Source organism: Parageobacillus caldoxylosilyticus NBRC 107762, assembly GCF_000632715.1.
GTDB lineage: Bacteria > Bacillota > Bacilli > Bacillales > Anoxybacillaceae > Saccharococcus > Saccharococcus caldoxylosilyticus.
The window spans coordinates 1-18,317 of record NZ_BAWO01000008.1 but is presented as its reverse complement, the minus strand read 5'-3'; the positions used below and the strand labels follow the sequence as shown (position 1 = coordinate 18,317).

22 protein-coding genes are annotated in these 18,317 nt (G+C 43.4%); 19 read left to right on the top strand and 3 right to left on the bottom strand.

Annotated features, from left to right (window positions below; translation table 11 throughout):
• Positions 1 to 45: 45 nt before the first annotated feature.
• Complete coding sequence (gene pyc / locus GCA01S_RS03540; RefSeq protein ID WP_042407290.1) at positions 46 to 3,489, top strand: pyruvate carboxylase; 3,444 nt, start codon at positions 46 to 48, stop codon at positions 3,487 to 3,489.
• A gap of 30 nt (positions 3,490 to 3,519) precedes the next feature.
• On the opposite strand, the gene GCA01S_RS03535 is transcribed toward pyc, so the two are convergent.
• Positions 3,520 to 4,479, bottom strand: a complete 960-nt coding sequence (locus GCA01S_RS03535; protein ID WP_153018055.1) for a COX15/CtaA family protein — start codon at positions 4,477 to 4,479, stop codon at positions 3,520 to 3,522.
• Between the two features lie 468 nt (positions 4,480 to 4,947).
• Here GCA01S_RS03535 and cyoE point away from each other — a divergent pair, with 468 nt between their 5' ends.
• The 8 genes from cyoE (at position 4,948) to GCA01S_RS03495 (ending at position 11,808) form a co-directional block, all read left to right on the top strand.
• Complete coding sequence (gene cyoE, locus GCA01S_RS03530) at positions 4,948 to 5,868, top strand: heme o synthase (RefSeq protein WP_042407288.1); 921 nt, start codon at positions 4,948 to 4,950, stop codon at positions 5,866 to 5,868.
• Between the two features lie 92 nt (positions 5,869 to 5,960).
• Complete coding sequence (gene coxB, locus GCA01S_RS03525; protein WP_017434663.1) at positions 5,961 to 7,028, top strand: cytochrome c oxidase subunit II; 1,068 nt, start codon at positions 5,961 to 5,963, stop codon at positions 7,026 to 7,028.
• A 28-nt stretch (positions 7,029 to 7,056) separates the two neighbouring features.
• The gene (gene ctaD, locus GCA01S_RS03520) at positions 7,057 to 8,928 is read left to right on the top strand and encodes a cytochrome c oxidase subunit I (protein ID WP_017434664.1); all 1,872 of its coding nucleotides are present in this window, start codon (positions 7,057 to 7,059) and stop codon (positions 8,926 to 8,928) included.
• Complete coding sequence (gene ctaE, locus GCA01S_RS03515; RefSeq protein WP_042407285.1) at positions 8,928 to 9,548, top strand: cytochrome c oxidase subunit III; 621 nt, start codon at positions 8,928 to 8,930, stop codon at positions 9,546 to 9,548. The genes ctaD and ctaE overlap by 1 nt, the downstream gene beginning before the upstream one ends.
• Positions 9,549 to 9,552: 4 nt before the next feature.
• Positions 9,553 to 9,885 (top strand): cytochrome c oxidase subunit IVB, encoded by a 333-nt coding sequence (gene ctaF, locus GCA01S_RS03510; protein WP_017434666.1) that lies wholly within the window; start codon positions 9,553 to 9,555, stop codon positions 9,883 to 9,885.
• Positions 9,886 to 9,987: 102 nt separating this feature from the next.
• The gene (gene ctaG / locus GCA01S_RS03505; protein WP_042407282.1) at positions 9,988 to 10,890 is read left to right on the top strand and encodes a cytochrome c oxidase assembly factor CtaG; all 903 of its coding nucleotides are present in this window, start codon (positions 9,988 to 9,990) and stop codon (positions 10,888 to 10,890) included.
• A gap of 43 nt (positions 10,891 to 10,933) precedes the next feature.
• A complete protein-coding gene (locus GCA01S_RS03500; RefSeq protein ID WP_042407279.1) occupies positions 10,934 to 11,389 on the top strand; it encodes a DUF420 domain-containing protein in 456 nt (151 codons plus the stop codon).
• A gap of 122 nt (positions 11,390 to 11,511) precedes the next feature.
• Positions 11,512 to 11,808 carry an Asp23/Gls24 family envelope stress response protein gene (locus GCA01S_RS03495; protein WP_042407277.1) on the top strand — a complete coding sequence of 99 codons (297 nt, stop codon included), beginning with the start codon at positions 11,512 to 11,514 and terminating at the stop codon, positions 11,806 to 11,808.
• A gap of 85 nt (positions 11,809 to 11,893) precedes the next feature.
• On the opposite strand, the gene GCA01S_RS03490 is transcribed toward GCA01S_RS03495, so the two are convergent.
• Complete coding sequence (locus GCA01S_RS03490; RefSeq protein ID WP_017434670.1) at positions 11,894 to 12,253, bottom strand: YugN family protein; 360 nt, start codon at positions 12,251 to 12,253, stop codon at positions 11,894 to 11,896.
• Positions 12,254 to 12,448: 195 nt separating this feature from the next.
• Between GCA01S_RS03490 and GCA01S_RS03485 the strand changes: the two genes are divergently transcribed.
• The 8 genes from GCA01S_RS03485 to GCA01S_RS03450 all read left to right on the top strand — a co-directional run bounded on the left by GCA01S_RS03485 (position 12,449) and on the right by GCA01S_RS03450 (position 16,371).
• Positions 12,449 to 12,700, top strand: coding sequence for a CAP domain-containing protein (locus GCA01S_RS03485; RefSeq protein ID WP_375781792.1), 252 nt, complete (start codon positions 12,449 to 12,451; stop codon positions 12,698 to 12,700).
• A gap of 64 nt (positions 12,701 to 12,764) precedes the next feature.
• Positions 12,765 to 13,190, top strand: coding sequence for a CBS domain-containing protein (locus GCA01S_RS03480; RefSeq protein WP_017434672.1), 426 nt, complete (start codon positions 12,765 to 12,767; stop codon positions 13,188 to 13,190).
• Positions 13,191 to 13,321: 131 nt separating this feature from the next.
• Positions 13,322 to 14,338, top strand: coding sequence for a CAP domain-containing protein (locus GCA01S_RS03475; RefSeq protein WP_042407276.1), 1,017 nt, complete (start codon positions 13,322 to 13,324; stop codon positions 14,336 to 14,338).
• Positions 14,339 to 14,441: 103 nt separating this feature from the next.
• Positions 14,442 to 14,831, top strand: coding sequence for a YlbD family protein (locus GCA01S_RS03470; protein ID WP_042407274.1), 390 nt, complete (start codon positions 14,442 to 14,444; stop codon positions 14,829 to 14,831).
• Positions 14,832 to 14,842: 11 nt separating this feature from the next.
• Positions 14,843 to 15,076, top strand: a complete 234-nt coding sequence (locus GCA01S_RS03465; protein ID WP_017434676.1) for a YlbE-like family protein — start codon at positions 14,843 to 14,845, stop codon at positions 15,074 to 15,076.
• 39 nt (positions 15,077 to 15,115) lie between these two features.
• Entirely contained in the window at positions 15,116 to 15,505 is a 390-nt protein-coding gene (locus GCA01S_RS03460) for a hypothetical protein (RefSeq protein ID WP_042407273.1), read from the top strand.
• A gap of 116 nt (positions 15,506 to 15,621) precedes the next feature.
• Entirely contained in the window at positions 15,622 to 16,068 is a 447-nt protein-coding gene (locus GCA01S_RS03455; RefSeq protein WP_042407271.1) for a YlbF family regulator, read from the top strand.
• 21 nt (positions 16,069 to 16,089) lie between these two features.
• Positions 16,090 to 16,371 carry a YlbG family protein gene (locus GCA01S_RS03450; protein ID WP_017434679.1) on the top strand — a complete coding sequence of 94 codons (282 nt, stop codon included), beginning with the start codon at positions 16,090 to 16,092 and terminating at the stop codon, positions 16,369 to 16,371.
• A gap of 58 nt (positions 16,372 to 16,429) precedes the next feature.
• Here GCA01S_RS03450 and GCA01S_RS03445 read toward each other — a convergent pair whose 3' ends face one another.
• A complete protein-coding gene (locus tag GCA01S_RS03445) occupies positions 16,430 to 16,819 on the bottom strand; it encodes a DUF7147 family protein (protein ID WP_017434680.1) in 390 nt (129 codons plus the stop codon).
• Between the two features lie 395 nt (positions 16,820 to 17,214).
• On the opposite strand from GCA01S_RS03445, the gene rsmD reads away from it, so the two are divergent.
• Positions 17,215 to 17,784, top strand: coding sequence for a 16S rRNA (guanine(966)-N(2))-methyltransferase RsmD (gene rsmD, locus GCA01S_RS03435; RefSeq protein ID WP_017434682.1), 570 nt, complete (start codon positions 17,215 to 17,217; stop codon positions 17,782 to 17,784).
• A gap of 4 nt (positions 17,785 to 17,788) precedes the next feature.
• Positions 17,789 to 18,295, top strand: coding sequence for a pantetheine-phosphate adenylyltransferase (gene coaD / locus GCA01S_RS03430; RefSeq protein ID WP_017434683.1), 507 nt, complete (start codon positions 17,789 to 17,791; stop codon positions 18,293 to 18,295).
• Positions 18,296 to 18,317: the final 22 nt, after the last annotated feature.

Genomic DNA, 18,317 nt, shown 5'->3' with positions numbered 1-18,317 from the left:
CGAAAACCGTTATAGTTTTATTAGAAAGGAGGAGAGGAGAAACATATGAAAACACGTCGAATTAACAAAGTACTTGTCGCAAACCGTGGAGAAATCGCCATTCGTGTCTTCCGTGCCTGCACGGAACTTGGCATCCGTACGGTCGCTATTTATTCGAAGGAAGACACTGGTTCTTATCATCGCTATAAAGCGGATGAAGCGTATTTAGTCGGCGAAGGAAAAAAGCCGATTGAAGCGTATTTAGATATTGAAGGAATTATTGAGATTGCCAAAGCCCACGATGTCGATGCGATTCATCCAGGATACGGTTTTCTTTCGGAAAATATTCAATTCGCTAAACGTTGCCGTGAAGAGGGAATTATTTTTATCGGTCCGAACGAAGAGCATTTAGATATGTTCGGCGATAAAGTAAAAGCCCGCCATCAGGCGGAATTGGCGGGGATTCCGGTCATTCCGGGAAGCGACGGGCCGGTGCGTAGTTTGGAGGAGGTCGTGCGCTTTGCGGAAACGTATGGCTATCCAATCATTATTAAAGCGGCGTTGGGCGGCGGCGGCCGCGGCATGCGTATCGTCCGGGCGAAATCGGAAGTAAAAGAAGCGTTCGAGCGCGCCAAATCCGAAGCGAAAGCGGCGTTTGGCAGCGATGATGTGTACGTGGAAAAACTGATTGAAAAACCGAAACATATTGAAGTGCAAATTTTGGGGGATTACGAAGGGAATATCGTCCACCTTTATGAACGGGACTGCTCCGTACAGCGCCGGCATCAAAAAGTGGTAGAGGTGGCGCCTAGCGTCTCGCTATCAGATGAATTGCGGCAAAGAATATGTGAAGCTGCGGTCAAACTTATGAAAAATGTAGGCTATGTGAACGCGGGGACGGTAGAGTTTCTTGTATCCGGAAACGATTTTTATTTCATTGAAGTCAATCCGCGCATTCAAGTGGAACATACGATTACGGAAATGATCACAGGAATCGATATCGTCCAATCGCAAATTTTGATTGCCGACGGTTATTCGCTTCATAGCAAAGAGGTCGGCATTCCAAAGCAAGAAGATATTCGCATCAACGGGTATGCGATTCAGTCGCGCGTAACGACGGAAGACCCGCTCAACAATTTTATGCCGGATACCGGAAAAATTATGGCATACCGTTCTGGCGGCGGATTTGGCGTTCGTTTGGACGCGGGCAACGGTTTCCAAGGGGCAGTGATTACGCCATATTACGATTCTTTGCTTGTGAAATTGTCCACATGGGCGCTTACGTTTGAGCAAGCAGCAAGAAAAATGTTGCGAAACTTGCGGGAGTTCCGAATCCGTGGAATTAAAACAAATATTCCATTTTTAGAAAATGTCGTGCAACATCCAAAGTTTTTATCGGGAGAATATGATACGTCGTTTATTGATACGACGCCGGAACTGTTCGTCTTCCCACGCCGGAAAGACCGCGGGACGAAGATGTTGACCTATATTGGAACGGTTACGGTAAACGGCTTTCCTGGAATCGGGAAAAAGAAAAAACCGGTATTTGATAAACCGCGCATCCCGAAAGTAAGTTATGCTGAACCGGTTCCGGGCGGGACGAAGCAAATTTTAGATGAAAAAGGGCCGGAAGGGCTCGTTCAATGGATAAAAGAGCAAGACCGCGTATTGCTGACGGATACGACATTCCGCGACGCCCATCAATCACTGCTGGCAACGCGTGTGCGCACGGTCGATTTAGTTCGTATCGCCGAACCGACGGCGCGCCTGCTGCCAAATTTGTTCTCACTTGAAATGTGGGGCGGGGCGACGTTTGACGTTGCGTACCGCTTCTTAAAAGAAGATCCGTGGGACCGTTTGTTAAAATTGAGGGAACGAATTCCAAATATTTTGTTCCAAATGCTGCTGCGCTCTGCCAACGCTGTCGGCTACAAAAACTATCCAGATAATGTCATTCGTGAATTTGTCGAAAAATCAGCACAAGCCGGCATTGATGTATTCCGCATTTTTGATAGCTTAAACTGGGTAAAAGGAATGACGGTGGCCATTGACGCCGTTCGGCAAACAGGCAAAATTGCTGAAGCGGCCGTTTGCTATACAGGAGATATTTTAGATCCAAGCCGTCCGAAGTATAATCTCGATTATTATAAAACAATCGCCAAAGAGCTGGAGCAGGCGGGAGCGCATATTTTGGCAATTAAAGATATGGCTGGCTTATTAAAGCCGGAGGCGGCTTATGTGCTTATTTCCGCGTTGAAAGAAACGGTGGATATTCCAATTCATTTTCATACGCACGATACGAGCGGAAATGGCATTTATATGTATGCGAAGGCGATTGAAGCAGGAGTAGATATCGTTGACGTTGCTGTTAGCTCCATGGCGGGCTTAACGTCGCAGCCGAGCGCCAATACGCTTTATTACGCGTTAGAAGGAACGAAGCGCGCGCCGGAGATCAATATACATGGACTCGAGCAGCTTTCCCGCTATTGGGAAGACGTTCGGAAGTTTTACCAAGAGTTTGAAAGCGGCATGAATTCTCCGCATACGGAAGTGTATATGCATGAAATGCCGGGCGGACAATACAGCAACCTGCAGCAGCAGGCTAAAGCGGTTGGGCTTGGTGACCGCTGGGATGAAGTGAAAGAAATGTACCGCCGCGTCAATGACTTGTTTGGCGATATCGTCAAAGTAACGCCGTCATCCAAAGTCGTCGGCGATATGGCGCTTTATATGGTGCAAAACAATTTGACGGAACAAGATATTTTCGAGCGCGGTGAAACGCTTGACTTCCCGGATTCGGTTGTGGAGTTTTTTGAAGGATATTTAGGACAGCCGCACGGCGGATTCCCGAAAGAATTGCAGCGCATTATTTTAAAAGGGCGCGAGCCGATTACCGTTCGGCCTGGGGAATTGCTAGAGCCGGTAGATTTTGATCGATTAAGAGAAGAATTATACCATGCTCTTGACCGTGAAGTGACCGATTTTGATGTGCTGGCCTACGCTCTTTACCCGAAAGTATTTTTAGAATATGCGGAAACGGTCAAAAAATATGGCGATATTTCGGTGTTGGACACGCCGACTTTCCTATATGGAATGCGTCTTGGCGAAGAAATCGAAGTGGAAATCGAAAAAGGAAAAACGCTCATTGTCAAGCTCGTTTCGATCGGGCAGCCGCAGGCGGACGGAACGCGCGTCGTCTACTTTGAATTAAACGGACAGCCGCGCGAAGTGATTATCCGCGATGAAAGCATTAAATCGGCAGTCGTCGAACGCATTAAAGCAGATCGTGCCAATCCGAATCATATTGCGGCGACAATGCCAGGAACGGTCGTGAAAGTGCTCGTCGAAAAAGGGGAAAAAGTGAATAAAGGCGACCATTTAATGATTACGGAAGCGATGAAGATGGAAACGACAGTGCAGGCGCCGTTCTCGGGTATTGTCAAAGACATTTATGTAAAAAATGGTGACGCCATTCAGGCTGGTGACCTGTTAATCGAATTGACGAAATAAAATAAAGCGCTTGGGTTTGTCCCAAGCGCTTTATTTTAGCAATATTGATGGAACTGATTTAGTCGGCTCATTGGTTTCCTTCACTTGCTGCTGATGGTGATTGCTGCGCAGCGCGAGCATCATCAAATAGCTGAGCACGCCGAATAAACAAGAAATAAAGAACGCATGCGCTAAAGCGATATATAAATTTAATTGAGTCAATACGATCAGCGCGCCCGTTATCATTTGTAACAAAACAAGGATGAGAGAAATAATCCATCCCCAGTAGACAACGCGCTGCTGCTTATAATATTTCACTGCCTGGATCGTTGCTACCGAAATCCAAACAATAATAAGCGCTGCAGCAAGGCGATGCCCCATTTGCACCCATTCATGAAGCTGCACAGGCATGATGCGTGCTTTCGCGCAAATTGGCCAGCTTGGACACGCTAAACTTGCCTGCATGTGGCGGACCAATGCGCCAGTATAAACAACGATATAGGAATAAGTGATGACGCCGTAAATGTGAAATTTCATTTTTCGATCCAATACGAGCGACTCGGCGTCAAATTTTTTGTCGATTTCAAAAATAAGAAGCGTTAGCAAAAAAACGGCTGCGAACGAAATGAGGGAGATGCCGAAATGCAGCGCAAGGACAAAATCAGATTGCCCCCAGACGACGGCAGCGGCGCCGATTAATCCTTGCAACACGAGAAAGACAAAGGAAACGATCGCTAAAAACTTTGTTTCGCGAATATGCCCGATTGCTCGCCATGTCCAGACAGATAGGACAAGCACCATTATTCCAGCTAAACCGGATACGAGCCGGTGGCTTAATTCAATGACGAGTTCAGGGGTAATTTGCGAAGGAATGAATTGACCGTGGCAAAGCGGCCATGATCGTCCGCACCCCATGCCGGATCCGGTTTTTGTTACGAGTGCCCCGCCGATAAGGACAAATAGCATTGCCAATGTCGTAGCCGATGCAAACCATTTTAAAGACCGTTGCAAAATCTTCACCTTCTTGTAATGAGAAATCATTATTTTGTCAATAATTTTAGTAAAGTATACATTTATCTTACAAAAAAGAAATAAAAACGGCAATTTAGCCAAATACAATTTTACATGATGATACGCAGAAAACAAAATGACGTTTACATATTGAATAAGTTGAATAAGTTTGTTAGAAATATTAGTGGGATAAGTAGTAAAAGCGTTTTCTGCTGATAGAAGAGAATAAATGTGTTTTTTTTGATTCGAAAATTTGACACAAATTATTCAAAAAAAGTTCACATTATGTCGTGAAAATGTGATTTAATATAAAGAGAAAATAGGTTTATTTGTTCTAATGTAAGAAATATTTTCCTGCAAAGATGATTGCTAATGCATTATGATATGATGGAAATGAAGAAAATTTTTTATATGGCACCGTTCATTGAGCGTATAAAAGTTGGCGGTGTGATGAGGAGGAACAGGAGAATGTCAAATTTAAAAACAAATACTGCCCATGCGGGAGATCGCCCGCGTGTAAATATAGGGACCATTTGGAAAGAGCTTTCCTCCGTCATAAAAATAGGAATCGTCAACTCGAATTTAATCACCACTTTTACCGGACTATGGTTGGCTCTCTATTTTACGGGGGAAGGTTTTTTGGAAAACCTCCATATTGTATTCTTTACGTTGTTTGGTGCTGCGCTTGTTATAGCAGGTTCATGCAGCATTAATAACTTTATCGACCGCGATATCGACCAGTTTATGGAACGGACAAAAACACGGCCGACCGTAACGGGAACGATAGAACCAAAGCGGGTGCTTTGGCTTGGAGTCGCTCTAGTAACGGTAGGAACGATTAGCTTGCTAATGACGACGGCCACCGCTGCTGTCGTTGGGCTGATCGGAATGGTAACTTACGTATTTTTGTACACGATGTGGTCAAAGCGGAATTATACGCTTAATACTGTTATCGGCAGCATTTCTGGTGCAGTGCCGCCGGTAATTGGATGGACAGCGGTAGATCCAAGCTTCCATGTTGTTCCGCTCATTCTATTTTTAATCATGTTCATATGGCAGCCGCCACACTTTTTGGCACTAGCAATGAAGCGGTGCGAAGAATACCGTGCTGCAGGCATCCCAATGCTTCCTGTTGTCCATGGTTTTGCGATGGCGAAACGGCAAATCATTGTATGGGTTGCGTGCTTATTGCCGCTACCGTTTTATTTGTTTTCATTAGGCGTGCCGTTTTTAACTGTTGCTACGTTATTAAACGTGGGGTGGCTTGCGCTGGGGCTTTATGGGTTTAAAATGAAAGATGATTTAAAGTGGGCAAAATGGATGTTTATTTATTCACTTAACTATTTGACGATTTTATTTGTGACGATGGTCATCGCCACCCTGTGGTAAACAAAAGCGGTTTAAAATTCTTTCCATAAGAGAAAGAATTCATATAAATTTATTTTTATTTCATCAAGTAGAAAGAGGGGTTTGATTAGGCTATGAAGAAATGGCTACGTAACTGGCGCTTGTTTTCTCTTTTCAGTGTGATGGCGCTTCTGTTAGCCGGCTGTGGAAAGCCGTTTTTATCGACGCTTCAGCCGGCAGGCGAAGTAGCAGACATGCAATATTCGCTGATGCTGCTTAGCACGGCCATTATGGTTCTCGTTATTGTTGTTGTAACGATTATCTTTGTATACGTTGTCATTCGATTCCGGCAACGTAAAGGCGAGGAAAACAAAATTCCTAAACAAGTGGAAGGAAGCCATAAACTTGAAATCATTTGGACTGTCATTCCAATTATTCTATTGCTTATCTTGGCAGTTCCAACGGTTTCCGCAACGTTTAAGCTGGCGGATGTCAAACCGATGAACAAAGAAAAGCGCGATAAAGATACGCTTGTTGTCAATGTTCGTGCAAACCTTTATTGGTGGGAATTTGAATATCCAGACTATGGGGTTATCACAAGCCAAGATTTAGTCGTTCCAACCAACGAACGGGTGTATTTTAATCTGAAAGCATCCGATGTAAAACACTCGTTCTGGATTCCAGCTGTTGGTGGAAAAATGGATACAAATACAGAGAACAAAAACCAATTCTGGCTTGAGTTTGACCAAAAAGCGGCTGACAAAGCAGGCGGCGTTTTCTACGGTAAATGTGCGGAGCTTTGCGGTCCTTCCCATGCATTGATGGACTTCAAAGTAAAAGCAGTTCCTAGAAAAGAATTCGATCAATGGATTGAAAAAATGAAAAATGCGAAACCGGTTGTTACGGATCCGGTTGCTAAGCAAGGAGAAGCAATTTTCAATAAAAGCTGTATTGGCTGTCACGCTGTTACTCCAGTTGACAAACGTCCAGAACAAGCGCGTACAGCGCCAAACTTGGCCAACTTTGGCGATCGCGAGCGCATTGCTGGCATTTTGGACCACAATGAAGAAAACTTAAAGAAATGGTTGAGAAATCCTGAAAGTGTAAAACCTGGAAACAAAATGACAGGTACATATGGTAAATTGACAGAAGAGCAAATTAATGCTCTTGCGAAATATTTAATGAGCTTAAAAGTAGAGTAAAAGAGATTGAACAAAGGGAGGTTTCACTGTGAGTACCTTAGCACGTAAAAAGGGTGTCGGTGCCGTTATTTGGGATTATCTGACAACGGTAGACCATAAAAAAATCGCCCATCTTTATTTGATTGCTGGTGGTCTTTTCTTCATAATGGGCGGTATTGAGGCACTGCTCATCCGCATTCAGCTGGCAAAGCCGAACAATGATTTTCTAGTCGGTGGTTTATATAACCAAGTATTAACCATGCACGGTACGACAATGATTTTCTTGGCAGCGATGCCTCTTGTTTTCGCGATGATGAACGCAGTCGTTCCGATTCAGATTGGTGCGCGTGACGTCGCGTTCCCATTCTTAAACGCGTTAGGTTTTTGGTTGTTCTTCTTCGGCGGTCTTTTCTTGAACTGTTCTTGGTTTTTAGGTGGAGCGCCAGACGCTGGCTGGACATCATACGCGTCATTATCTCTTGAATCGAAAGCAACCCATGGCATTGATTTTTACGTGCTCGGTTTGCAAATTTCCGGTTTTGGTACAATAATGGGCGGGATCAACTTCCTTGTCACGATTATTAACATGCGTGCTCCGGGCATGACGTACATGCGCATGCCGATGTTCGTATGGGCGACGTTTGTTACTTCTGCGCTTATTCTGTTTGCCTTTCCGCCGCTTACCGTTGGTTTCATTTTTATGATGATGGATCGTTTGTTTGGCGGTAATTTCTTTAACCCGGCTGCGGGCGGAAATACGATCATTTGGGAGCATTTATTCTGGATTTTCGGGCATCCGGAAGTGTATATTCTTGTACTGCCGGCGTTCGGTATTTTCTCGGAAATTTTTGCGACGTTCTCCAAAAAGCGTCTATTCGGTTATTCTTCCATGGTGTTTGCGACTGTGTTAATCGGATTTTTAGGATTCATGGTATGGGCGCACCATATGTTTACAACCGGTATGGGGCCAGTTGCGAACGCAATTTTTGCGGTTGCGACGATGGCAATTGCTGTTCCTACAGGTATTAAAATCTTTAACTGGCTCTTTACGATGTGGGGCGGAAATATCCGATTTACAACACCGATGCATTATGCGGTCGCGTTCATTCCGTCTTTCGTCATGGGCGGTGTAACAGGAGTAATGAACGCAGCAGCAGCAGCGGATTATCAATATCATGACAGTTATTTCGTTGTAGCGCACTTCCACTATGTTATCGTCGGTGGGGTTGTGTTTGCTCTATTAGCAGGCTCCCATTATTGGTGGCCAAAAATGTTCGGTAAAATGTTAAATGAAACGCTTGGTAAAATTACATTCTGGCTATTCTTTATCGGTTTCCATTTAACATTCTTCATTCAGCATTTCCTTGGATTAATGGGAATGCCGCGCCGCGTCTTTACGTACTTGCCGAACCAAGGTTGGGAAACAGGCAACCTTATCAGTACGATTGGTGCGTTCTTTATGGCAGCAGCAACGGTAATTCTTTTAATTAATATTGTTATTACAACAGTAAAAGGCGAAAAAGCGGAAGCGGATGCTTGGGGAGACGGCCGTACGCTCGAATGGGCGGTTTCTTCGCCACCTCCGGTATATAATTTTGCGCAAACTCCGCTTGTACGTGGGCTGGATGCATATTGGATTGAAAAAATGGAAGGAAAGAAAGAGCTGACACCAGCCGAACCGCTTGGGGACATTCATATGCCAAACTCTTCCTTCCTGCCGTTTATCATTTCATTTGGTTTGTTTGTTGCTGCATTCGGTTTTACGTACCACAACGATCATTCTTGGGGATTGCCGGTCGGCATTATCGGATTGCTGATTACATTCGGTTCGATGTTCTTGCGTTCGGTAATTGATGATCACGGATTCCATATTCATAAAGAAGAAGTTCTTGAATTGGAGAAAAAGGGGGCTAAAGCATAATGCAAGTGGAAGAAAAATTAACGGCGGAAACGTTCCCGTCTTCACCAGAAAGAGCCACCCTCGAAGGAAAAAATAAATTTATTGGCTTTTGGTTATTCTTAGGGGGAGAGACGGTTCTTTTCGCCTCCCTCTTTGCTACCTACTTGGCGCTGAAAGATAAGACCGCCGGTGGGCCTTCTGCGGACGAATTGTTTCAAATGCCGCTTGTTTTTGTGGCAACGATGCTTCTTTTAACGAGCAGTTTAACAAGCGTCTATGCGATTTATCATATGAAAAATTTCGATTTTAAGAAAATGATGCTTTGGTTTGGCATCACCGTCTTGTTAGGAGCAGGATTTTTAGGGTTGGAAATTTACGAGTTTAATGAATACGTTCATGAGGGCCACGTATTCACGAAAAGTGCATTTGCTTCTGCATTTTATACGTTAGTCGGAACGCATGGAAGCCACGTTGCGTTCGGGCTGTCCTGGATTTTGACATTAATGATTCGCAATGCCAAACGCGGGTTAAACTTGTATAACGCGCCAAAATTTTACGTGGCAAGTTTATATTGGCACTTTATCGACGTTGTATGGGTATTCATTTTTACCGTCGTATACCTAATGGGAATGGTGGGGTGAATATATGGTGAATCAAACAAACTCCGGAAACGAGCGTGTTGATTTAGCATATCGCCGCAGAAAAAACGCGGAGGAAATGAAACATCAAGTTATTTCCTTTGTATTAATGATTTTGCTAACATTAATTTCGTTTGCTGCGGTCGGTTATGATGAATTTTCTCATTGGTTTTCAATTCCATTTATTCTTCTTCTTGCAGTAGTGCAAGTAGCATTCCAATTGTACTATTTCATGCATATGAGCCATAAAGGACACGAACTTCCAGCGCTGTTTATTTATGCAGGTGTATTTGTTGCGTTTCTTACCGTTTGGGCATTTGTGACGGTTGTTTGGTGGTAAAAAAGAGGGGAAATCAGCGTATTGCTGATTCCCCTTTTTCAACATGGAATAAGAAATGACTATGTAGTATAATGTTGCTTGAAAAGAATTGAGGTGAACATAATGATTGCATCGTTGCAAATGTTCGGATTCCGTGCATTATGGAGCCCGTTTTTTCTTTTGTTTCTCTTATGCATCGCGGTTATGTATATGCTTATTGTTGGCCCATGGCATCATAAATTTACAAAAGAAGGGCCAGCTACACCGAAACAAAAAGCTTATTTTTTAACAGGGATTGTTCTTCTTTACCTTTGTAAAGGATCGCCGCTTGATTTGCTTAGTCATTTGATGTTTAGCGCACATATGATCCAAATGGCTATATTATATCTGATTATTCCACAGTGTTTTATTTTAGGAATTCCAAACTGGTTATATGAACGCATGCTCGAAGTGAGAGCGGTGAAAAGAATTTTTTTGTTCTTTACCAAACCACTTGTTGCTCTCCTATTGTTTAATGGATTGTTTTCGTTTTACCACGTTCCATTGATTTTTGATTTTCTTAACACCAATGCCTTATATCATGCGGTCGTCACGATTGCCATTTTTATCGTAGCGTTTTTTATGTGGTGGCCGCTAGTAAACAAATTGCCGCAATGGCAAACACTTTCAGGCCTAAGAAAGGTTGGATTTATTTTCGCTGATGGGGTATTGTTGACGCCGGCATGCGCATTAATTATTTTTGCGAATTCGCCGTTGTACCAAACGTTTACAGACCCACAAGCATGGCTTACCTCCTTACAATTATGTGTTCCGAAAGGAACATTAGCGTCGTTGAATTTAACTGGTCCGCAAATGTTTTTATCGATGCCACCGCTGTATGATCAGCAGCTTGGCGGCGTGCTAATGAAAATTATTCAAGAGATTGTGTACGGCACAATGTTATTTTTCATTTTTATTGACTGGTATCGAAAAGAGCGGGAAAAAGAGTCGGTGGAAACCATTATCTCTCCACAGCCAGGTAAGTAATATGAATAGAGAAAAAAGTGGATAACGTGAAAGGGGAAACAAAATGCCGATTTTGCCGACGATCAGCACGGGCTGTATTGTCATTAGTGCAGCATTAGTAGCGTATGGATGGTATTTAATACGGAGGAGAAACATTGATGCCCATAAAAAGGTAATGTTAACTGCAGCGATGTTCGCTTTATTGTTTTTTATTATTTATTTATCGCGAACGATTTTTATTGGGAACACGAGTTTTGGCGGTCCTGACAATGTGAAAGTGTATTATACGATCTTTCTTGTGTTTCATATTATTTTGGCTATGGCTGGAGCAATTTTTGGCATTGTCACACTTTGGACGGGCTTAAAAGATGTACGGACCCGTCATAGACGGCTTGGGCCGGTTACCAGTGTCATATGGTTTTTTACAGCTATAACCGGTGTTGTTGTTTATTTGCTTCTTTACGTATTTTATAAAGGTGGGGAAACGACGTCGATGATTAAGGCGATTTTAGGTTTTTAAACCCGGCAGCCGTTTTGTCGGGTTTTTTCTTCATAGTGGCAGCTTGAGGAAAAACGGCATATATTTTATTTATAAAACATCCGATGATTGGTGTGAGGCGAGAAAGCAGGAGGGAGATAGGGATGAAAACGGTTGCCGCCCGCCTCCGCAAATGGAGTGCCGCACAAGCTACGCTGTACACGATTGTGATGATGTGTCTGCAAGGCCGAAATGAAATCATCGCTGATGATTGTGAAGTGCATGTCGTTGTTACCGATGATGGCCGCTGCACGGTTACAGTATCATTAGTGATGAAGCAGGAAGGACCGCTTCTTTTATTGTGCCAGCAAATACAAAAGCATATTGCAGAGGAAATCGCATTTATGACTCCTTTTACCGTGAATGCAGTACATGTAGTGGTGAAACGCTTGGCGATATAAAAACGCATGAGAAATCGCTCATGCGTTTTTATATTGATATGGGCTAATTTCGTGGCAACAGTTTTTCTTCCTGGAAACTAGCCATTTAGTCTTGAATTTTGTCAAGCTCTTCTTTTACTTGCGCTAAAATCGTTTGACATTGATTGACAAGGGAAGAAGGGAAATGTTCATCCTCCCCGTATTCGACGCCGTGCGGATAATAATATTTGCCTAAAATAGGAGTAAGCAATTTGATCAAGGCATAGCGGGAATCGACGTCTCCCTCGACTGCATATCCTTGCACGCGCAGATAAAAAATATCTCCCTTGATTTGGAATTTGCGGTCGTATGTAACTCTTTCATAGTCCCATTGGGCGGCTCTAACGAATCCAAATCGTTCCATTACGTCATCTAAGCGGGAAAGCTCGACGGTTTGATTTTCAATTCCAGTATTTTCAAATTTCATCTCTATTCCTCCTAACAACACGATATGCTAGTACGCGAAAAAGAAGATATTCCTTCATTTATAATAGTATGAAAGTGGTTGGATTTTCAATGAATTGTTTACTATTTTGCGGCATTTTGCCATTTGAAATAAATTTTATTTGTTATTTTTTTAAAATTTGGTGAGACTAAAAGCGAAAAGGTGGCGGCGTAAGCCATGAAAAACTCATGCTTGTTTTATTATTCATTGCAGGAAATGGGGAGCCGGCACGCCAAGCATGGATCGCCATTTACGATGATGAAAAATTTTGGAATTCGTTACTGTACAGCTGGAGAAAATATTGCTGCAGGTCAGCGCACTCCGCAAGAAGTAGTCAACGCATGGATGAATAGCCCAGGCCATCGTGCCAATATTTTAAACAAAAATTTTACTCATATTGGAGTCGGTTATGCAAAAGGCGGTTCATAAGGCCATTATTGGACACAAATGTTCATTGGGAAATAGCTAACTAAATATTAAGGAGAGAAGGATCATGCAAACAGTGCGTGATGTGATGACAACCAATGTGGAATATTGCACACCTGTCGATAACGTATACGAAGTAGCAGTAAAAATGCGTGATTTAAACGTTGGAGCGATTCCGGTCGTTGATCATGGACGATTGATCGGAATGATTACAGACCGTGATTTAGTCGTGCGCGGAATCGCTGAAAAGCGACCAGGTTCTACCCAAGTGACGGAAGTAATGAGCGATCAATTAATTACAGTAACTCCTGATGCTTCTGTACAAGAAGCGGCAGAGCAAATGGCGCGTCATCAAATCCGCCGTCTTCCGGTGGTGGAAAACGGCCGGCTTGTAGGGATCGTTTCCCTTGGCGACCTTGCCACAAACCGTTATTCCGATGAAAGCGCCGGTCGGGCATTAACCGAAATTTCGGAACGGGATTTTCTCCATTAAAATGCAATTAGTTTGTATAGGCGAATTCCCCTGAAAGAGCGGGGGATTCGTTTTCTTTTTGCGTTTTTTTGCGGTGGGAAAAAGGCTATAATGACAATAGGATATCTTTTTCGGAAAGCGAGAGTTGCCATGTGAAATGGTTTTTCCTTGTTTTGTTATTATTAATTGGATTTTATTATTTTGCACCAAGCCCCTCTCCACTTAGCCCGCCGCAAGAAGAATCGAACAAACATATCGTAAAAGAGCCGAAGGTCGAAAGCGGCATTGTTTCGCTGATTGGAAAAACAGAAAAAGATGTAAAAAAGAAGTTTGGCACGCCAACCAGAATCGACGCTTCTGCCTATGACTATGAATGGTGGATTTATAATCGAAAGGCGAGCGAATACTTCCAAATAGGGATGATGGACGGAAAGGTTGTTACGGCATTTGTATGCGGAGAACATGTAAATGCAAAACCGTTTTACATTGGTCAACCACTTTCGGAATTATTTAAGATGATGCCTGTTTTGTCCAATGTGGAAATAAAATTAAGCACGGGAACATACCGCTTCGAGTTATCGGAACAGGATTATGCCTCTCGGCCGATTGTCAAAATCGGCGATGTCTATGCGCAATTATATGTCGATCGTTTTACGGGAAAGGTTTCAAGCATTCGTCTAATGACAAAGGAAACATTTGTAAAAATGCGGCCGTATGAGCTTGTATACCGCGGCATCTTGCCCAATCCCGCTCCTTTATCCGCAAAAAAGCAGCGGGAAGTCGAATTGGCGAACGCAAGGCAAATTTTTGATATTACGAATGTCATCCGGCACCGCCATCGCGTAGATCCGGTCCGCTGGCATGAGAAAGCGGCAATCGCCGCTTACATGCATAGCAAAGATATGCAAGACCACCATTTTTTCTCTCATGAATCGCCAAAGCACGGAGATCTGCAAGATCGACTATTGACGGCAAATATAAAATTTCAAATGGCTGGGGAAAATATTGCCGCGCATCAGGTGGACGGCATTGAAGCAGTAGAGGAGTGGCTGAACAGCAAAAGTCATCGCGAAACATTATTAAACGAGCAATTTACTGATCTTGGCGTTGGCGTTTCCGGTGATTATTATACGCAAGACTTTTTAAAGACGTGGGAACAAAAGGAATGATGACTTTTCCATCATGGTAGAAAAAATGGGCGCACGTCAATCCAATATATGCGATAGTATATGGTAGATAGGCATGAGTGGATAAAGGGGGAGTAGGTATTCGATGGCCAAACATCTACATCCTTCGGTGGAAAAGTTTAAGCAGTTTGTAAAAAAACATCCGAAAATTATTCAGGAAGTACGCAGCGGAAAAAAGACGTGGAAAGAGTTTTACGAAGATTGGTATTTATTTGGCGAGGACGATGAAATGTGGGAACCGTATAAACAAGAGCAGTCACCGGCGAAGCAAAAAGAGAAAGGAAGCAGCAAATGGCTTGAGAAAATTTCTAATATATTGCAAAATATGGACTCAGATGAGGTACAGAAACATTTGGCGAGCGTTCAGCAAGCGATTGCTGCCATCCAAAATATTATTACTCAATTTCAAGGGCCGGAAAAGCAGCATATAAGTGCGGCAAAAGATGAACATCCATTTTCGTTTCGCAAAGATTAAGGGGGGCGCCAATGAGGAAAGAAGTAATGCAATATATTCGCCAGAAAAAAATGCTGCAATCGTTTATTCGCGAACAGCCGCGTTGGTATCGCCTTCTCTCCCGCTACCCGCACAAGCTGCCTTCGTTTGAGCTAGAAGCGCTGCATTACTATAAGCAGACGATTCCGCATAAAGTAGAGAAAATTGCTAATTCTTTGCAGATGGCTTCCTTAATGCTGCATATGTTTCAGGCGATGCGTGACTAATTTTTTGCAAAAAGGCAAAGACTATTTCTCAAAGGAGTGATGTCTTTGCCGCAACGAATAATGATGTTATGTTTATTTTTCGTAGTTTTGTTAGGCGCGTGCGGGAATGATAAACCGACGCCGCAAACAAATATGCCTAACGTCGTACACGCGATGACAGGAGTCAGCAAATCGTTCCAGGTTAAACATCGTGTAAAAGGGAAAGACGTATTGATTGAGTGCGTCGCCGCCAATTTTCCGTTCCAAAAAGGGAAAAATGGCGGGCATATTAACGTCTATTTAAACGGCCAGAAAATCAATGAGGTATATACAGCAGCATTTATGTTGCGTGGATTACCGGCCGGAAAACATGTCATCCGGCTTGAACTCGTTTATAATGATGGAAAAATCACTGGAATGTTGCATGAATTTTCCATAACGATTCCATAAGAGAAGTCTGACGGGGAAGTCAGACTTTTTTTATGTTAACCGCCTGTTCAACTGATCCTCCTCACTTCTCATTTTCCTTCTTCTCATGGTATCATTACAGTGGAGGTGCTAATTACGTGATTATTGCAACTCTCGAGCGCATCGAGATTTTAGATAAAGCAGAAGCATTAGCGAAAATGGTTGTACAATCGGAAGTGGCGGAAGAATACCGCCGCTGCTTGCAACGGCTGAAGCAAGACCGCGCTGCCCAAGATATTATCGCTCGTTTTGCGAAAGCGAAGGAGCGATATGAAGAGGTGCAGCGCTTTGGAAAGTATCATCCTGATTATTATCAAGTGATGAAAGAAGTACGTGAAGCAAAGCGCGAGCTTGATTTTCATGAGACGATTGCCGCTTTTAAAAAAGCGGAAAACGCGGTTCAGGAGCTGCTGGACGAGATTAGTGTCTTAATTGGCAAGGCGGTATCCGAGCAAATTAAAGTCCCAACGGGAAACCCGTACTTTTTGTCCGCAAGCTGTTCCGGCGGCTGCGGAGCGGGAGGAAGCTGCGGTTGCCGCATATAGCATAAAAAGGGGAATGGTGATATGTTTCCAAAACGACAAGGAATTATCGTTTGGCTTCATTCATTAAAGCATAGTAGACATTTGCGGAAATTCGGCAACATTCATTATATTTCGAAACGGCTAAAATATGTCGTTTTATATTGCGATATGGAGCAAGTCGATGAAATGATGAAAAAGCTTGCTTCCTTACCGTTTGTCAAACGGGTAGAACCATCTTACCGCCCATTTTTAAAATTGGAGTTTGAATCCAAAGAGGAAAAAGAAAAAGACTCCTCTTATCCGTTAGGATATTCGACCGACTAAGAGAGGCTGACCCGGCAGGCTGCTAATCCGGCCTTTAAGTCAGCCTCTCTTCTTTTTCCTATTGGAGGGGAGGGATAAAGCGGTTCATTCGCATAATGCCGATTAAATGCTGGTAATATAGATCCAATTCTGCGAAAAGGGTGGAAGGTTTTACTTCCAAATGAATAATCTCCGTTCCCAGCTCTTTTGCCAGCTGGGCAAATAGCTCATAGCGCTTGTTTGGTTTTACAGATGGATTAGGAATCCCTTCGCGGCAGATGTAAAGCGGTTGGAAATCCCCTGGATCGGTCGGATGCAGGACGACGACGCAGGACGTTACCGGTTTTCCGTTTTTCACTGTATGAAAAGCAAAAAGCCCGGATAAACGATGGCGATTTGCTCGGGCCAGCTCTATTAATTCATATATATCCGAATAGCCTTCACCTAGCTCGATAAAACGCTGAATCATGGATATCCCCCTTATGATATGGTTCATACATAACTTTAATCATTGTTTAGCAAAATTTCAAATAAAAATTTCGCGTTTGTTTCCAAAACAAAAAAAGCCCTGCAGCACTTTGTCTGCAGGGGTCCTTTACATTTGCTTTCCTCCGCGCATCGGAGGAACAAGCAAACGAAAGGAAAAGAAAAGGGAGAGGAGAAACCGGAGGAAGAACTTATGGGGAAACGTAAGTCTTCTCCGTGGTTGGCAACAACATCCGCGTGGATGTTGTCATTACTCATTATGGACAGTTTGTTGATTTCTATACATGCCACTATGAAAAATTCGCCTGTTTTACTATAATAAAGTTTATGATAGGATTAACGTTGAATAGCATCAAAGTTAAAACGTGGTGAAAAACGATGAGAGTCATTTCCGGAAAATGTAAAGGCAGACATCTGCAAGCGGTTCCAGGAATGTCGACAAGACCAACGACGGATAAAGTGAAGGAAGCAATATTTAATATGATCGGTCCGTATTTTTCCGGCGGTGTTGGCCTTGACTTATTCGGCGGCAGCGGTGGTCTTGGAATTGAAGCATTAAGCCGTGGGCTCGATCTGGTCATTTTTGTCGACTATGACGCCAAGGCGGTGAAAACGATCAAAAAAAACGTAGCGGCATGCGGACTGCAAGATCAGGCCGAAATATATCGCAATGATGCTGAACGGGCGTTAAAGGCGATTGTCAAACGCGGGCTTTGCTTTCATGTGATTTTTCTTGATCCGCCATACAAAGAGCAAAAGTTGCCATCGCTTCTTTCCTTTATTGATGCGCATCATCTTCTGGAAAAAGACGGTGTTGTCGTTGCCGAACATGCTGCGGAAATACACCTTCCTGAACAGGTAGGAGGCCTGTACAAATGGAAACAGGAGACGTATGGGATTACCGCGGTTTCGATTTACCGGTATACGGATGAGGAGAAAGGGGAATAGGAAAATGGCGAGCATTGCAGTTTGTCCAGGAAGCTTTGACCCAGTTACATATGGCCATTTAGATATTATTAAAAGGGGCGCAAAAGTGTTTGATCGAGTGTATGTGGCGGTTTTGAACAACTCTTCCAAGAAACCGCTGTTTTCCGTTGAAGAGCGGATAGAGCTATTGCGGGAGGTCACGCGTCCGTTTCCTAATGTATATGTAGAGTCGTTCCACGGCCTGCTTGTCGACTATGCGCGCAGCAAAAACGCCAATGCCATTTTGCGTGGGCTGCGGGCTGTTTCTGACTTTGAATACGAAATGCAAATCACATCGATGAACCGTGTCCTTGATGAAAACATCGAAACGTTTTTTATGATGACAAACAGCCAGTACGCTTTTTTAAGTTCGAGCATTGTGAAAGAAGTAGCAAAATATAACGGCGATATTTCCGATTTAGTGCCGCCTGTCGTCGAAGAAGCGCTGAAAAGGAAATTTGCTGCTATTGCTTCTAACGGGGATGGCAATTAACAGCTGACTTAAAAGAGCGTTT

Excerpts from the sequence above, each read along its gene's own strand:
- ctaF (WP_017434666.1), top strand. The coding sequence starts at position 9,553 with ATGGTGAATCAAACAAACTCCGGAAACGAGCGTGTTGATTTAGCATAT.
- GCA01S_RS03470 (WP_042407274.1), top strand. The coding sequence starts at position 14,442 with ATGGCCAAACATCTACATCCTTCGGTGGAAAAGTTTAAGCAGTTTGTA.
- coaD (WP_017434683.1), top strand. The coding sequence starts at position 17,789 with ATGGCGAGCATTGCAGTTTGTCCAGGAAGCTTTGACCCAGTTACATAT.
- ctaE (WP_042407285.1), top strand. The coding sequence starts at position 8,928 with ATGCAAGTGGAAGAAAAATTAACGGCGGAAACGTTCCCGTCTTCACCA.
- GCA01S_RS03485 (WP_375781792.1), top strand. The coding sequence starts at position 12,449 with ATGAAAAACTCATGCTTGTTTTATTATTCATTGCAGGAAATGGGGAGC.
- GCA01S_RS03490 (WP_017434670.1), bottom strand. The coding sequence starts at position 12,253 with ATGAAATTTGAAAATACTGGAATTGAAAATCAAACCGTCGAGCTTTCC.
- GCA01S_RS03450 (WP_017434679.1), top strand. The coding sequence starts at position 16,090 with ATGTTTCCAAAACGACAAGGAATTATCGTTTGGCTTCATTCATTAAAG.
- GCA01S_RS03465 (WP_017434676.1), top strand. The coding sequence starts at position 14,843 with ATGAGGAAAGAAGTAATGCAATATATTCGCCAGAAAAAAATGCTGCAA.
- GCA01S_RS03500 (WP_042407279.1), top strand. The coding sequence starts at position 10,934 with ATGCCGATTTTGCCGACGATCAGCACGGGCTGTATTGTCATTAGTGCA.
- ctaG (WP_042407282.1), top strand. The coding sequence starts at position 9,988 with ATGATTGCATCGTTGCAAATGTTCGGATTCCGTGCATTATGGAGCCCG.
- GCA01S_RS03445 (WP_017434680.1), bottom strand. The coding sequence starts at position 16,819 with ATGATTCAGCGTTTTATCGAGCTAGGTGAAGGCTATTCGGATATATAT.
- GCA01S_RS03460 (WP_042407273.1), top strand. The coding sequence starts at position 15,116 with ATGTCTTTGCCGCAACGAATAATGATGTTATGTTTATTTTTCGTAGTT.
- GCA01S_RS03480 (WP_017434672.1), top strand. The coding sequence starts at position 12,765 with ATGCAAACAGTGCGTGATGTGATGACAACCAATGTGGAATATTGCACA.
- rsmD (WP_017434682.1), top strand. The coding sequence starts at position 17,215 with ATGAGAGTCATTTCCGGAAAATGTAAAGGCAGACATCTGCAAGCGGTT.
- pyc (WP_042407290.1), top strand. The coding sequence starts at position 46 with ATGAAAACACGTCGAATTAACAAAGTACTTGTCGCAAACCGTGGAGAA.
- cyoE (WP_042407288.1), top strand. The coding sequence starts at position 4,948 with ATGTCAAATTTAAAAACAAATACTGCCCATGCGGGAGATCGCCCGCGT.
- coxB (WP_017434663.1), top strand. The coding sequence starts at position 5,961 with ATGAAGAAATGGCTACGTAACTGGCGCTTGTTTTCTCTTTTCAGTGTG.
- GCA01S_RS03495 (WP_042407277.1), top strand. The coding sequence starts at position 11,512 with ATGAAAACGGTTGCCGCCCGCCTCCGCAAATGGAGTGCCGCACAAGCT.